The organism is Mesorhizobium sp. WSM4311, assembly GCF_002295115.1.
Taxonomy (GTDB): domain Bacteria; phylum Pseudomonadota; class Alphaproteobacteria; order Rhizobiales; family Rhizobiaceae; genus Mesorhizobium.
The window spans coordinates 344519-359741 of the sequence record NZ_NSFV01000002.1 but is presented as its reverse complement, the minus strand read 5'-3'; the positions used below and the strand labels follow the sequence as shown (position 1 = coordinate 359741).

The window sequence follows — 15223 nt, the reverse complement described above, 5'->3', positions numbered from 1 at the left end:
GACCGGCTGCGACGCCGCTGGCGCGCCGGACACAGCGCGGACAATCCGCCCGGCTGAGCCTCGCCGCCAATCATCCGACCGCTCCTGAAAAATCACCCCGACTGATGCAATCTGATGGGACCGTTGATGGCGTCGCGTCAGGCGCCAACTACATCTGCAGATGGAGGCTTGCCATCCGTCGAAAAAGGGAATGCTCTGAGGCATCCGAGCGGCGCTGGCAAAAGACGCAATCCGGCCGACGCCGGAACAGGGACGGATCATCTTCAACCGGGAGGAAATCAAATGCTGACAAGACTGAGACTTGTGCTCTACGGCCTTTTGGTCGCGCTGACGGTCATTCCGGCAGCCGCGCAGGCCAAGACCTTCTACTGGATTTCGCATGGCGGCCCCGCCGACCCGGTCTGGACCTACTTCCTGGCCGGGGCCAAGCAATGGGCCAAGGACACCGGCAACACCGTCAACACCTCGTTCCACAATGGCGATGTTGCCTCCCAGCAGGAAGCGGTTCGCGCCGCCCTCTCGGCCAAGGCCGACGGCATCGTCACCACCAGCCCCGATCCGGGCAGCCTCGTCGAGATCGTCAAGGAAGCCCGCGCGGCCAACGTCCCGATCATCAACTTCAACACGCCCGATCCAAAAGCCAACTTCAATGCCTATGTCGGCGGCGACAACGTCACCTTCGGAAAGCATTGGGCGCAGTATCTGGTCGACAAGGGCCTGGTGAAGAAGGGCGACTTCGTCTGGATGCCGGTCGAGGTCCCCGGCGCCACCTATGGCGTCCAGGAAGAGGAAGGCATCAAGAGCGTCTTCGGACCGCTCGGCATCACCTATGAAGTGACCGAAGCGACGCTCGACCAGGCCGAGGTGATCAATCGCATGGTCGACTACCTCACCGCCCACAAGGGCAAGGTCAAGGCCGTTATCGGGCTGGGCGACCTCGTCACCGGCTCGATCAAGCGGGTGTTCGACCAGGTCGGCGTCAAGCCGGGTGAAATCCCTGTTGTCGGCTGGGGCAACTCGCTCGACACTACCCAGGAGGTTCTGAACGGCTACGTCAATGCCGGCCAGTGGCAGGACCCGCAGGCGACCAGCTATGTCGCGCTGTCGCTCGCCAACATGGCGGCGTCAGGCATTCCCCCGGGCTTCAACGTCATCACCGGCGCGCTCTATGAGAAGGACACCGCCGGCGTCTACGACAAGATCCTGTCCGGCAAATAAACCGCGATCCCTGGCGCCGCACCCATCTGGCACGCGGCGCCAGATATCTGCTTGCGCCGCGACCATCCATCCGAGGCGGTGGAGATCGCGGCCCGTTCCAACCATGTCGCGGGTTCCCAGTGGAAAATCATTCGCTTGTCCAACGCCTGATTGCGCGGCCTGAATTCGGTCCCTTCGTGCTGCTCATCGTCGAGATCGGCGTTTTCTGGGGCTTCAACCACGACTTCCTGTCGCCGCAGAACATCTCCAACACCATGGCCTTCACGGTCGAGCTCGGCCTGATCGCGCTGGCGATGACCTTGCTGATGACATCAGGCGAATTCGACCTGTCCGTCGGATCCCTGTTCGGCTTCTCGCCAGTGCTGATGTGGACGCTGTTCAACGGCGGCGTCACATCGCTGGAGATGGGCTTCGTCGTCGCGCTGGTGGTTGCCGCCTTGATCGGCCTGGTCAATGGCTGGTTCGTCACGCAGCTCAAGATCCCGTCCTTCCTGGTGACGCTCGGCATGCTGCTGGTGGTGCGCGGCAGCGCGCTTTTCATCACCGACGGTTTTCCGCAGCGCACCTGGAGCGCCGAGGGCAGCTGGCTGGCGGAAGCGCTGGTCGGCGACTTCTTCATCGGGCCGTTCCGCATCTACATGTCGCTGTTCTGGTTCATCGCCGCGGCGATCGCGCTCGGCTATGTGCTGACGCAAAGCCGGACCGGCAACTGGATCCAGGCGGCGGGCGGCAATCCCAACGCGGCGCGTGCCCGCGGCGTCAATGTCAACCGCGTCAAGATCGGCCTGTTCGTGCTGTCGTCGCTCATGGCCTCGCTGGCCGGCGTCATCTCCTCGCTGCGCACGTCGGCCGCCAATCCCAACAGCGGCACCGGCTACGAACTCGAAGTCATCGCCATGGTGGTGATCGGCGGCACGGCGCTGACCGGCGGACGCGGGACCATCATCGGCACCGTGCTCGGCATCCTGATCCTGCGCGTGATGCGCAACGGCATCGTGCTGATCGGCGTGCCCGGTCTTGCCTACAATATCTTCATCGGCGCGATCATCCTTGGCATGATGGCGCTCCACTCATGGCTGGAACGCCGGCACCAGGCAGGGACTTGAACCATGGCCGAGCCATTGATCCGCATGCAGAACATCCGCAAGTCCTACGGCCGCGTGCAGGCGCTTGTGGACGCTAATTTCCATGTCAACGAGCGGGAGATCGTCGGCCTGCTCGGCGACAATGGCGCCGGCAAGTCGACGCTGATCAAGGTCTTGTCGGGCGCGGTGCCGCTGACCAGCGGCGACATCTTCATCCGCGGCAAGAAGGTCACCTTGCGCAGCACCAGCGATGCCATCGCGCAGGGCATCGAAACGATCTACCAGGATTCCGCGCTGGTCACGCAACTGTCGATCGCCCGCAATCTGTTCCTCGGGCGCGAGCCGATCAAGCCGCCGCGTTTCCTCAACCGCATGGACCAGGAGGCGATGAACAACGTCGCCCGCGACCTGCTCAAACAGGTCGGCATTTCGAAGAACATTCCACCGACGACGCCGATCGGCTCGCTCTCCGGCGGCGAGCGCCAGGCGGTGGCGATCGCGCGCGCCATGCATTTCGACAGCGACCTCATCATCCTCGACGAGCCGACCAACAATCTCGGCGTCGCCGAAACACAAGGGGTGCTTAGCTTCGTGCGCAGCGCCCGCGATTCCGGCCATTCCTGCATTTTCATCGCGCACAACATCCATCACGTCTTCCAGGTGGTCGACCGCATCGTCGTCATGCGCCGGGGCAAGGTGGTCGCCGACGACATCGACCCGAAGAAGACAACCGTGACGGAGGTCGAACGGATCATCACCGGCATGTCGGACAAGGAAATCCGCGACGCCGTCGCCGACGGCAGGCCGTCGCACTGAGGACGGGCGGACCCGTCTTGCCGAAGCGGCTCAATGCGCATGGCGGCGATGGGTGTCAATCACCCGTCCGTCGGATCGCATCGGCTGCGAAATCACTTATCTGGCGCGTCATCGCATCGGCGCGTAGGGTTGCGGCATGAAGGCCACCGTCTCCGACATCGCCAGGAATTGCGGACTGTCGACCGCGACGGTCGACAGGGTGCTCAACAACCGGCCGGGCGCCAGCGCCGCCAACCGGCAACGCGTGATGGAAGCCGCCAAACAGCTCGGCTATCTGCCGGTCGCCGATCAGGTGACGCTTCCCTCCAGACCGGCAAACCTCGAGTTCTTCCTGCCGGCCGGCAGCAACGCCTTCATGCAGGATCTGGCAAGGCACATCGAGGACTATGCATCGCGCCTGCCGCTGGTCGCTTCGTGCCGGATCCACAACCTCGCCGGCATCTCGCCGAACGCGCTGCAGAGCGCCGTGGAAAACCTGTCGCTGAGGGCCAATGGCGTCGGTGTCATCGCCATCGACCATCCGCGAACCCGCAACATCCTGCGCGACATCGTCGAAACCGGCATCCGCCTGGTGACGCTGGTGTCCGATATTCCGGCCGCTCCCCGCTCGGCCTATGTCGGCATCGACAACCGGGTGGCGGGCCGAACGGCGGCACTTCTGATGGGTCGCTTCCTCGGCGGCCGCGAAGGCCATCTGGCGATGGTCGTCGGTTCACGCTCCTATCGCGGTCATGAGGAGCGCGAAATGGGCTTTCGCTCCGTGCTTGGCGAGGAGTTTCCCAACCTCGCCGTGACCAGCGCCGTCGAGATCAACGACGAACCGGATGCCAGCTACGCCGAGACCATGAAGGCACTGCACAACGAACCGGAACTGCTCGGCATCTATTGCGTCGGGGCCGGATGCTCCGGTGTTGCCAGAGCCATCCGGGAAGCCAGGCCCAACCGCAAGCCGGTGTTCATCTGCCACGACCTTACAAAGGAGACGCGCGGCTACCTCGTCGACGACCTCGCCGACGTCGTCATCGACCAGAACGCCAGGCTGATCGCCGAGCAGTCGGTCATCCGCCTGCTCGGCTCCATCGCCTCATCGGCGCCCTATCTCACCCGGAAATTCATCGAGCCGCGCCTGATTTTCAGGGAAAACGTGCCGGTGCAGTGAGGCGAGACCGCCTGGCAATGCCCGGCTTCCTGGATTTGTCTGATAATTGACACGGCAAATCTGCACAGCTGCTATGCACAATTCATTGTTGCCGAATCATTGGGCAACTCGTAGCTTCTGGTTGTCGGCCATCTACTCCTCCCAGATGCGATGCCGACGCTGAATGGGGTGCACCTCCTCCCGCGCCACATTCGAAAATCGAGCCCGCTGCCACCTCCTCCCGGCAGCGGGCTTTTTTCATTCAGCATCGGAAATTCCTGTGCCGCCCGCGCCAAAGGGCGCCGAGCATCGCCTCGGTCATACGACCGGCAAATCGCCAACAGCCGCGGCGGATTTCAACCGGCGGCGGTGCCCCGGAAGGAAACGATCAACCCTTCGGCCATGCGCACGAACTGCGTGCTCGGGCCTTCGGCGCCCACGGTCTGCACGCTGACACGGGCGCCCTCGAACAGCAGCGACAGCGTATCGGCAAGCAGTTCGGCCTGACCGATGCCCGCACCCCGGCAGAGCGCCACCAGGCGTTCGCGCTGGGCTTCCTTGAGCTCCTTGATCACCAGTCTCGCCGGATGGTCCGGCTCAGTCAGCTCAGCGGCGGCATTGGCCATGTCGCAGCCGCGGCCGTCGGCATTGAGCATGGCAGCCGCCTTGCGAACCCAGGCATGCAGCTGCGCGAGCTTGTCGCCGGGGAACTCGGCCTCGAAAGCATCCCACATCGCGCCGGCCTTGGCCGCATTGGCGCGCAGGCACTCGACGATCAGTTCGTCCTTGGATTCAAAGTGACGATAGAGCGTCATCTTGTTCGTGCCGGCAGCTTCGGTGATGGCGTCGACGCCGACGCCCTTGATGCCATGCTTGTGGAACATGTCGCGTGCCGTCTCCAGAATCCGATCCCTGGGACGAGAGCGCTCCACGACGCCGTCTGTCATCATGATCTCCTTTCGTTTCCAAAAAACCCTCGGCCACCTCTTGACTAGGGTGTTACCGGTCTGTAACTTCCAGAATGTTACTTACTGGTAACACCTACGTCGTCCGTCGTCAATAACAAGGCCGTGAACTGGTCCTGCCAGATGAGACGGACGAGAAACTGCCAATCATGCGGCTCCGGCCGGTGAGGAAATGGAAAACGGTTCGCGAGCATGGGCTGCGAATCGACAGACAAGGAGCCGGCCAATGCCACAGCGCCGCGATCTTACCATAGATGAGGCCGTCCGGGATCCGATGATCCGGCTGGTCATGAAGGCAGATGGGGTCGACCCCCGCGCCCTCGAGAAGATGCTTCGCTCGCTTGCCGATGGGCAGCGTCGCGAAGTGCCGTTGCTGCGTTCACGGGAAGCCTCCCGTGACGGGCACGGCCAGTTATCCAGAGTTGCCAGCGCCTTCGGGCGGGCAAGAGCAGCCGGCGAGGCATGTGTGTCGTGGTAAATTTCTTCATTCACCGTCCGATCTTCGCGTCGGCGATCGCCATCATCATGGTGCTCGCCGGGACGATTTGTTATTTCCTGCTGCCGGTCTCGCAGTTTCCAGACATCACGCCGCCCCAGGTCGTGGTCAGCGCCCATTATCCGGGCGCCAGCGCGCAAGTCGTGGCCGACACGGTGACGACGCCGCTGGAGCAGCAGATCAACGGCGTGCAGGGCATGACCTACATGTCGTCGACGAGCTCCAATGACGGCTCCTCGACCATCACCATCACCTTCGATGTCGGCTACTCCCTGAGCACCGCTGCCGTCGACGTCCAGAACCGCGTCTCGCAGGCGGCCTCCTCGCTGCCGGCGATCGTCAACCAGGGCGGCGTGACGATCAAGAAGCAGAACCCGAACTTCGTGCTCATCGTCAACCTCACCTCGCCCGACAAGTCGGTCGATCCGGTGGCGCTGTCGAACCTCGCCTATCTGCAGGTCGTCGATCCGCTGAAGCGGCTGCAAGGCGTCGGCGACGTGCAGATCTTCGGCGAGCGGCGCTATTCGATGCGCGTCTGGCTCGATCCGGACAAGCTTGCCAATCTCGGCATTACCGCCGTCGATGTGCAGAATGCCATCGCCGAGCAGAACGTCCAGGTGGCGGCCGGCAAGATCGGCCAGTCGCCGGCGCCCGCCGGCACCGCCTTCGAGATGCAGGTCAACGCCGTCGGGCGCCTGAGCGACCCGAAGGAATTCGGCGACATCGTCGTGCGCGCCAACACCGACTCCGGCTCGCTGGTGCGGCTGCGCGACGTCGCGCGCATCGAGCTCGGCGCGCTGCAATATTCGTCCTCGGCGTTCTTCGGCAAGGACCCGACCGTGGTCCTCGCCGTCTACCAGATGCCCGGTTCCAACGCGCTCGACCTTCAGCAGCGCGTCAAGGACAAGATGCAGGAACTGTCGGCGCGTTTCCCGAAGGGCGTGTCCTATGCCATGCACTACGACACGACGCGCTTCGTCTCGGCGTCGATGCATGACGTGCTGATCACGCTCGGCGAAGCGCTGGTGCTGGTCGTCGCCGTGGTGTTCATCTTCCTGCAGAGCTGGCGCACGACCATCATCCCGACCATCGCCATTCCGGTGTCGCTGGTGGCGACGCTGGTCGTCATGGAGATGCTGGGCTTCTCGCTCAACATGCTCTCCTTGCTCGGCATGGTGCTGGCGATCGGCCTTGTCGTCGACGACGCCATCGTGGTGGTCGAGAATGTCGAACGACAGCTCGAGGCCGGGCTGAAACCATTGGCGGCGACCAAGGCCGCCATGGCCGAAGTCACCGGTCCGATCATCGCCACCACCGCGGTGCTGATGGCCGTGTTCGTGCCGGTCGCCTTCATTCCGGGCGTGTCGGGGCGGCTCTACAACCAGTTCGCGCTGACGGTGGCGATTTCGGTCGGCATCTCGGCCTTCAATTCGCTGACGCTGAGCCCTGCGCTCAGTGCCGCTTTCCTGCGTCATCGCCATGGGCCGCAGTTCTTCCTGTTCCGCTGGTTCAACACCGGCTTCGACAGGCTGTCGCATGCCTACGCCCATGGTGTGCGCTTCCTGATCCGCCTGCGCTGGATCATGCTCGGCCTGTTCGCCGCCGGGTTGGTCGCCACCTATTTCGTCTGGCAGAAACTGCCGTCGACCTTCCTTCCGGTCGAGGACCAGGGCTATTTCTTCGTCGTCATCCAGTTGCCCGACGGTGCCTCGCTCGAGCGCACCGACGCGGTGGCCCAGAAGGCGCGTGACATCCTGCAGGCAACGCCCGGCGTCGACATTGTCGGCTCGATCAGCGGCCTGAACTTCCTGACCAGTGCGGCGCAGTCGAACTCGGCTGTCGAGTTCGCCATCCTAAAACCATGGGAAGAGCGTGGCCCCGACCAGAGCGCATCGAAGCTCGTCGCCGACGTGCGCGGCAAGCTGATGCAGATTCCGGAAGCTTTCGCGCTCTCCTTCGATCCGCCTTCGATCCCGGGCATCGGCACCACGGGCGGCTTCGAATTCGTCGTCGAGGATCTCACCGGTCGCGGCAGCACGGCCCTCAATGACGCGACGCAAGCCGTGATCGCCGAGGCGCGCAAGCAGCCGGAAATCAATCCGCAGCAGTTGTTCTCGCCATTCTCGACCTCGACGCCGCAGTTCAACTACGACCTCGACCGTAGCAAGGCCAAGCTTCTCGGCCTCAACCTGCCCGATGTCTTCAACACGCTGCAGATCTATCTCGGCTCGCTCTACGTGAATGACTTCAACCTGTTCGGCCGCACCTTCCGGGTGACCATCCAGGCCGACAAGGATGCACGTGCCGGCGCCGCCGACATTTCGCGGCTCTATGTACGCAACGCGTCGGGCGGCATGGTGCCGCTCAGCACGCTGGGCAAGCTGGTGCCGTTCGTCGGGCCGGAAACCGTGCCGCACTACAACAACAACGCTTCGGCCTCGATCAATGGCGGTGCCGCGCCGGGCTTCTCCTCGGGCCAGGCTGTCGCTGCCATGGAACGGGCGGCGGCCACCGCGCTCCCCAGGGATTTCGGTTTCGAATGGACCGGCATCACCTTCCAGGAGCTCAAGGCGGGATCGATCGCGTCCGTCGTCTTCGGCCTCGCCATCGTCTTCGTCTTCCTGATCCTGGCGGCGCAATATGAGAGCTGGGCGATGCCGTTCATGGTGCTGCTGGCGGTGCCATTGGCCTTGTTCGGTGCCTTCGCGGCCCTATCGGTGCGCGGCATGCAGATCGACGTCTACTCGCAGATCGGCTTCGTCATGCTGATCGGCCTGGCGGCCAAGAACGCGATCCTGATCGTCGAGTTCGCCAGGCGGCGACGCGAGGAGGGCCTCAGCATCGTCGAGGCGGCGATGGAAGCCGCCCGGCTCAGGCTGCGGCCAATCCTGATGACGGCCTTCGCCTTCATCCTCGGCGTGCTGCCGCTGATGTTCGCCACCGGCGCCGGTGCCGCAAGCCGCCAGTCGATCGGCACCACGGTGTTTGGCGGCATGGTCGCCGCGACTATCCTGTCGCTGGTGTTCGTGCCGGTCTTCTACGCGGTCATCGAACAGTTGCGGGAGCGCCGCGAAAGCGGCGAACCCGCCTCCAGGCATACTGAACCAACTGCCGAACCCGCCTTCCCTCCCCTGGCGGAAGCGGCCGAATAAGATTGGAGAAATATTATGCGTAAATGGAAAATCGCTTTGGGAGCGGCCGTCGCGGTGGGCGCGATCTCCGTGGCCAGCGTCCACCTGCTCGATATGGGCAATCTCAGGCTGAGCACCGGCACGGCCGGTGCGGCAACGCCCGCTCCGGCGGCATTCGTCATGCCGGTGCCGGTGGCGAGCGTGGTCAAGAAGACGATCCCGATCTATCTCGACTATGCCGCCCGCATCGAGCCTATCCGCAGCATCACGCTGCAGGCGCGCGTGCCGGGCTATTTGCAGGAACAGACGGCGCAGGACGGCGCGGATGTGCGGCAAGGCGACCTTCTCTACAGGGTCTCGCCCGACGACTTCCAGGCCGCGCTCGACCAGGCGAAAGCCCAGGTCCAGCGCGATACGGCGACCCTCGACTATGCGCGGTCCAATCTCGGCCGCGGCACCGAGCTCGCCAAGAGCGGTTATCTGGACAAGGACAGCTTCGACCAGCGCACCAGCACCTTGCGCGAAGCGCAGGCGTCGCTGGCGCTTAACCAAGCGGCCGTGCGCACGGCGGAGCTCAATCTGAGCTACGCCGAGATCCATGCGCCGTTCACCGGACGCTTGGGCCGCAACCAGGCTTCGGTCGGAACGCTGGTCAGCGTCGCCGGCACGGTGCTGAACACGCTGGTGCAGCTCGACCCGATCTATGTCACCTTCAATCCGAGCGAGACGGATCTGGCCGAGATCGAGCAGGCCCGCGCGGCCGGCCCGGTCGATGTCGAAGTCCTGCTGCCGGGTCAGACCGAGACCAGCCAGAAGGGCGAACTCACCTTCGTCGACAACACGGTCGACCACTCGACCGGCACCATCACCGCGCGCGCCACCATCGGCAATGCGAAGTTCACGCTCATGCCTGGCCAGTACGTCCGCGTGCGGCTGCACATCAGGCAACAGCCGGACGCGCTGATGGTGCCGCAGACGGCGCTGGGCTCGAGCCAGCTCGGCAAATATCTCTACGTCGTCGGCAAGGGCAACACGGTCGACCAGCGGCTGGTCTCGCTCGGCCCGACCAGCGGTGACCTTGTAGCGATCTTGAGTGGCGTCTCGGAAGGCGACCAGGTGATCACAGGCAATCTGCAGAAGATCGGGCCCGGAATGCCGATCTCGCCACTGCCACAGAAACCGGCTACCTGACTCCCCCGCAGGCCCGGTTTCCGCGCGGCGCCGGCGACCTTCCCACGGGTCGTAGGCGCCGCATTTACAAGCAGGCCGACAAGAGCGGCCACATCGGCGCGGTCGGCCTTGGCAGCGTGAATGCATAAATAGTCTCTTGTTAGATTGTCGACAATCTGATTGTCTTGCCGCTGTACTCGCTGGGAGTGGGCCGGATGGTGAAGACGGATTTCAGCCCGATTGCCGATACGACGCGTCGCGCCGAAATCGTCGCGCTGCTGCGGCGCGCCATCCTGACCGGGCAACTGCAACCCGGCCAGAAGCTCAACGAGCTCAGAATCTCCGAACAGATGCGGGTCAGCCGCGCGCCATTGCGCGAGGCGATGCGCGAGCTGGTGCAGGAAGGCATCCTGACCAGCATCCCCTATGCCGGCACCTTCGTCATCGACGTCACCGCCAAGGACATCGACGATGCCTATTCGCTCAACCAGGTGCTCGACGAGTTCGCCATCGAACGGACATGGCCACAGCGCGACCAGCGTTTCTTCGACGAACTTGACCGGCGCCACGAAGCGGTGAAACAGGCGACACGCAACCTCGACACCACAAGGCAGATCGAAACGGCGCTGCAACTGCATGGCCTGATCTATGAGTGGGCCGACAATTCGGTGCTTCTGGAAACCTGGCAGCGGCTGACCAGCCGGCTGCAAATGTATTTCGCGCTGCACCAGCATGCGCGCAACGAGCCGGTGCCGGCCGAAGACGTCCATGAAACCTACGTGCACCTGATGAAGGGCGCCGATATGCGCGCTGCCCAGCGTCACGCACGAGAACATATCAATCTCGACTTCGAGCAGTTGCTCTCCTATGCGCGCAGCCTCGAACAGCGCCTGTCGAAGGGCGCCTGACCAATTCCCAGACATCGCAGCCAGCGGACAGACAGAGTGCAGATCAAATCCATCAAAGCCTACCGTGTCGTGCAGCCCTTCGTGGACGGCCCCTACCGCATGTCCAAGGGGCGCCAGGCCGACGCCTTCGACGCGGTGATCGTCGCCATCACCGCCGACAGCGGCCTGACCGGCTGGGGCGAGATGGCGCCGCTCGGCAATTTCTACTCGGCCGCGTTTCCGGCGGGAACACGCGCGGGCGTGCCGGAAATCGCGCCGCATCTCATCGGCCACGACCCGCGCGGGCTGGCCAGGATCGGCCGGCTGATGGACACGGTGTTCAAGGGCCATCCCTATATCAAATCGGCGCTCGACATGGCGTGCTGGGATCTCGCCGCGCGCGCCGCCGATGTGCCGCTGGTGACGCTGCTCGGCGGCAAGGAGAGCGATATGGCGGAGACCTACCGGGTCGTCACCCACGGCACGCTCGATCAGATGGCGGCACTGGCAAAAAGGATCATCGCCGAGGGCTGTCGCCGTCTGCAGGTCAAGGTTGGCGGCAACGTGCACGACGACATCGAGCGAGTGACGACAGTCGCCTCGGCGGTGCCGAAAGGTACGGTGATTTTCTGCGACGCCAATGCCGGCTGGACACCCTACCAGGCCCGGCAGTTCGCCGATGCCACGCGTGGCATCGACTACACGTTCGAGCAGCCCTGCACGACGCTCGAGGAGAACATGTCGGTGCGCCGCATGCTCGACAAGCCGATGGTGCTCGACGAATCCGTCACCTCGCTGGAGGAGATGCTGGAGATTCATCGCCTGGGCGCGGCCGACGGGCTGACGCTGAAGATCTCGCGGCTGGGTGGCGTGACGAAGACGCGCCAGATCCGCGACGTTGCCGTCGACCTCGGCTTCATGATCACTGTCGAGGACACAGGCGGCGCCGAGATCGACACGGCAGCGATGGCGCATCTGTCGCTGTCGACGCCGGAGGAGCGCAGGCTGCATGCCATTGCCTTCCATGAATGGGTGACGGTGCGCACGGCCTTCAACGCCCCGCCGGTCACCGGCAGCCATATGGGCATTCCGGACGGCCCCGGCCTCGGCATCGATGTGGATCCGAGCCTGCTCGGCAAGCCTTTCTTCGAGGTCGGCTGAGATGAAGATCCGAGGCATCACGGCCACACCGATCAATCTTCGTCTCGAAGCACCCTATGGCTGGGTGTTCGGCGAGCTCGACGGTTTTTCGCAGACCATTGTCGAGGTCGAGACCGAGGATGGGCTGGTCGGCCTCGGCGAGGCGCCGACGCCGGCGGCGGCCGCAATCATCAATGATGTTCTGGCCGAGCGCCTGGTTGGCCGCGATGCCTTCGACATCGCCGGCGCCGAGCATGTCTGCCTGCCCTACTGGACCGGTGTGCAGTCGATCAACGACCGCACCCGCATCATGGGTTTCGGCGCGATCGAGATGGCACTGTGGGACCTGCGCGGCAAGGCGTGGAACCAGCCGCTCTACCAGCTGCTCGGCGGCGCCGTGCGCAAGCACATCCCGTTCACCGACTATTTCTCGCTGCGCGGCGACGGGCCCGATGTGAAAGGCGAGACGACGCCGGAAGAAGTCGCCGATTATTGCGTCGAACTGCACGAGACGCATGGTACGACCTTCTTCGAAGGCAAGTTCTCGACCGAAGACCCGAAAGTCTCGCTGAGAATGGTCGAGCTGATCCGCGCAAAGCTCGGCGACGAGGCGATGATCCGCATCGATTCCAACCAGGCCTATTCGCTGCCGACGGCGCGGCGGCTGGCGCGGCCGCTCGAAGAGCTCGGCGTGCGCAACTGGGAGGATCCGGTGGCGACCATCGAGGAGATGCGGCAGCTGCGGCAACATTGCTCGATCCCGTTTTCCACCCACAACATCGACATTGCGCGTGCCATGGACCTCAAGGTTCCGGATGCCTTCGTCGGCAATCCGACGGCGCATGGCGGCATCGGCCGCCTGCTGCGTTTCGTCGGCGCCTGCGAGCATGCCGGCGTCGATTTCTGGTGCTACAGCGGCGACAGCGGCATCGGCAGCGCCGCCTACCTGCACCTGTGCGCGGCGCTCGGCTGGATCCGGGAGCCCAACCAGTCGCTGTTTCGCATGCAGCCCATGGACATCACCGAGGAAGGGCCGTTTTCGCCGAGGAACAATGTCGTGCACGTCCCGGAAGGTCCCGGTCTCGGCGTCACCTTGTCGCGGAAAAACCTCGCGGCCTGCCATCGCGATTTCGCCGAGAACGGCCCGTGCAACAAATATCACGACCCGGCGAAGCCCGGCACATATCGCCGCCTGCCGCTGAACTAGGAGAACGAGAAGGGAAAGGAGACGTCGTCAAGAAACAAGCCGCCGCCGCGATTGGGTCGCGACGGCAGGACCGGATGGGTGGAAACATCCTCAAGAAAATCTGACCGCTTCGCCGCAACGATCGGATGGACCGGATAAAGCCGCATGCTACAGTCCCGGTCGACCGACTTCGTTGACGGCCGGGGCAAGGAGAACTCCACGGAATTTCGTCAACCGGAAGTGCTTTCTTCAGCCATAAGAAACAAGGGGAAAGGGTTAAACCCATGAGCAAGAACTACCGCATTCTCGACCTGATCCGACGCAATCGCTCGCCGCTCGAAAACCATCTCATCGACGGTCTCGTCGACGGCCGTGTCAGCCGCCGCGACTTCATTCGCCACGGCAGCCTGCTCGGCCTGTCGCTGCCGCTTTTGGGCGGCATCACCACCGCTGCCGGCTTCAGTGGCATGCCGTCGCTCGCCCGCGCGCAGGGCGCGCCTGGCGCGACCATCCGTGTCGGCAGCAGCGTGCCGGCGGCAACCATCGACCCGGTCACCATCGCCGATGCCGGCGGCCTGCTGATCCTGCAGCAGGTTGCCGAATTCCTCTGCGTCGACGGCCCCGACCTGATGCTCAAGCCGGCGCTGGCCGAAAGCTGGAAGCCGAACGACAACGGCACGGTGTGGACCTTCAAGCTGCGCAAGGGCGTCAAATTCCACTCCGGCGGCGAGATGAAGGCCGACGACGTCGTGGCCAGCATCGACCGCCTCGCCGACCCGGCAAACTCGTCCAACGCCCTGTCGGTGTTCACCGGCATCCTGCAGAAGGGCGCCACCAAGAAGGTCGACGACTACACGGTGGAATTCCATCTCGACGCGCCGAACGGCAATTTCCCCTACATGGTGTCGTCGGACAACTATAACGCCGTCATCATCCCGGCGAGCTACAAGGGCGACTACGAGAAAAGCTTCGACGGCACCGGCCCGTTCAAGCTCGAGAAATACACGGCCAAGGTCGGCGCCTCCTTCGTCCGCAACGAGGACTATTGGGGCGAAAAGGCGCTGCCGGAGCGGACCGAATTCACCTTCTTCGCCGACATGCAGCCGCAGATCCTGGCGCTGCAGGGCGGACAGATCGACATCATCAACCAGATGCCGGTGCTGGCCGGCGTCGCCCTGCTCAATGATCCGAGCGTCGACATCATCAGCCTGAAGTCGTCGGCCCACCAGCAACTGCATATGCGCTGCGACGACGGCCCGCTGAAGGACGCGCGCGTGCGCCGTGCCATCGCGCTCTGCCTCGACCGCGACAAGCTGGCCGCAGGCCTGATGAAGGGTCGCTCGGCGCTCGGCAATGACAGCCCGTTCGCGGCCGTCTACCCTTCGACCGATACGAGCATACCGCAGCGCAAGCAGGACATCGCGCAGGCCAAGCAGCTGATGGAAGCGGCCGGCGCCGGCAAGGGTTTCAAGGTGACGCTGACCACCGAGCGCTACCTGGAAATTCCCGAATACGCCCAGCTGATCCAGAACTGGGTCAAGGAAATCGGCATCGAGCTGGAGCTCAACATCCTGGACCAGGGCGCGTATTACGGCGACGCCGTGTTCGGCAAATCAAACTGGCTGGATTCGGTGATGGGCATCACCGACTATGGTCACCGCGGCGTGCCGAACGTGTACCTTGCCGCACCGCTGAAGAGCGACGGCACCTGGAACGCCGCGCACTTCAAGAACAAGGACTATGACACGCTGGCGACCAGCTATATCGCGGCGCTCGATCTCGAGGCGCAAAAGGCGACGGCGGGCAAGATCCAGAAGCTGCTGCTCGAGGAAACGCCCGTCATCTTCGGCTATTTCTACGACTACCTGACGGCAACGGCGAAAGGCGTGGCCGGCGTGCAGCCGACCGCCATGTCGCAGCTGTTCCTCGAAAAGGCATCGAAGGCCTAAAACGAAAAAGGGAAAGCCAATCCTCTAACAGCCAGCTCCCGC

12 protein-coding genes are annotated in these 15223 nt (G+C 63.9%); 10 read left to right on the top strand and 2 right to left on the bottom strand.

From position 1 onward, the window contains the following. The first annotated feature begins 282 nt into the window (after positions 1–282). The 4 genes from CK226_RS05465 to CK226_RS05450 all read left to right on the top strand — a co-directional run bounded on the left by CK226_RS05465 (position 283) and on the right by CK226_RS05450 (position 4278). Positions 283–1218, top strand: coding sequence for a substrate-binding domain-containing protein (locus CK226_RS05465; protein WP_095791269.1), 936 nt, complete (start codon positions 283–285; stop codon positions 1216–1218). A 119-nt stretch (positions 1219–1337) separates the two neighbouring features. After that, positions 1338–2324 (top strand): ABC transporter permease, encoded by a 987-nt coding sequence (locus CK226_RS05460; protein ID WP_095791268.1) that lies wholly within the window; start codon positions 1338–1340, stop codon positions 2322–2324. Positions 2325–2327: 3 nt separating this feature from the next. Then, positions 2328–3119, top strand: a complete 792-nt coding sequence (locus CK226_RS05455) for an ATP-binding cassette domain-containing protein (RefSeq protein WP_095771113.1) — start codon at positions 2328–2330, stop codon at positions 3117–3119. A 136-nt stretch (positions 3120–3255) separates the two neighbouring features. After that, positions 3256–4278 carry a LacI family DNA-binding transcriptional regulator gene (locus CK226_RS05450; RefSeq protein WP_095791267.1) on the top strand — a complete coding sequence of 341 codons (1023 nt, stop codon included), beginning with the start codon at positions 3256–3258 and terminating at the stop codon, positions 4276–4278. A 335-nt stretch (positions 4279–4613) separates the two neighbouring features. Here the strand turns inward: CK226_RS05450 and CK226_RS05445 are convergent, their stop codons facing one another. Further along, positions 4614–5204 (bottom strand): TetR/AcrR family transcriptional regulator, encoded by a 591-nt coding sequence (locus CK226_RS05445; RefSeq protein WP_095771432.1) that lies wholly within the window; start codon positions 5202–5204, stop codon positions 4614–4616. Between the two features lie 480 nt (positions 5205–5684). On the opposite strand from CK226_RS05445, the gene CK226_RS05435 reads away from it, so the two are divergent. The 5 genes from CK226_RS05435 (at position 5685) to CK226_RS05415 (ending at position 13253) form a co-directional block, all read left to right on the top strand. After that, a complete protein-coding gene (locus tag CK226_RS05435) occupies positions 5685–8870 on the top strand; it encodes a multidrug efflux RND transporter permease subunit (RefSeq protein ID WP_179295771.1) in 3186 nt (1061 codons plus the stop codon). A gap of 15 nt (positions 8871–8885) precedes the next feature. Continuing rightward, positions 8886–10040 carry an efflux RND transporter periplasmic adaptor subunit gene (locus CK226_RS05430; RefSeq protein WP_095771116.1) on the top strand — a complete coding sequence of 385 codons (1155 nt, stop codon included), beginning with the start codon at positions 8886–8888 and terminating at the stop codon, positions 10038–10040. A gap of 194 nt (positions 10041–10234) precedes the next feature. Next, positions 10235–10927, top strand: a complete 693-nt coding sequence (locus tag CK226_RS05425; protein ID WP_095771117.1) for a GntR family transcriptional regulator — start codon at positions 10235–10237, stop codon at positions 10925–10927. Positions 10928–10963: 36 nt separating this feature from the next. After that, positions 10964–12067 carry a mandelate racemase/muconate lactonizing enzyme family protein gene (locus CK226_RS05420; RefSeq protein ID WP_095791266.1) on the top strand — a complete coding sequence of 368 codons (1104 nt, stop codon included), beginning with the start codon at positions 10964–10966 and terminating at the stop codon, positions 12065–12067. Between the two features lies 1 nt (position 12068). Next, positions 12069–13253, top strand: coding sequence for a mandelate racemase/muconate lactonizing enzyme family protein (locus CK226_RS05415; protein ID WP_095791265.1), 1185 nt, complete (start codon positions 12069–12071; stop codon positions 13251–13253). Here CK226_RS05415 and CK226_RS34740 read toward each other — a convergent pair. Continuing rightward, positions 13250–13399: a hypothetical protein gene (locus CK226_RS34740; protein WP_179295772.1), complete on the bottom strand. Its 150-nt coding sequence runs from the start codon at positions 13397–13399 to the stop codon at positions 13250–13252. The two genes, CK226_RS05415 and CK226_RS34740, sit on opposite strands and share 4 nt — an antisense overlap. 117 nt (positions 13400–13516) lie before the next feature. Here CK226_RS34740 and CK226_RS05410 point away from each other — a divergent pair, with 117 nt between their 5' ends. Beyond that, positions 13517–15181 carry an ABC transporter substrate-binding protein gene (locus tag CK226_RS05410; RefSeq protein WP_095791264.1) on the top strand — a complete coding sequence of 555 codons (1665 nt, stop codon included), beginning with the start codon at positions 13517–13519 and terminating at the stop codon, positions 15179–15181. Positions 15182–15223: the final 42 nt, after the last annotated feature.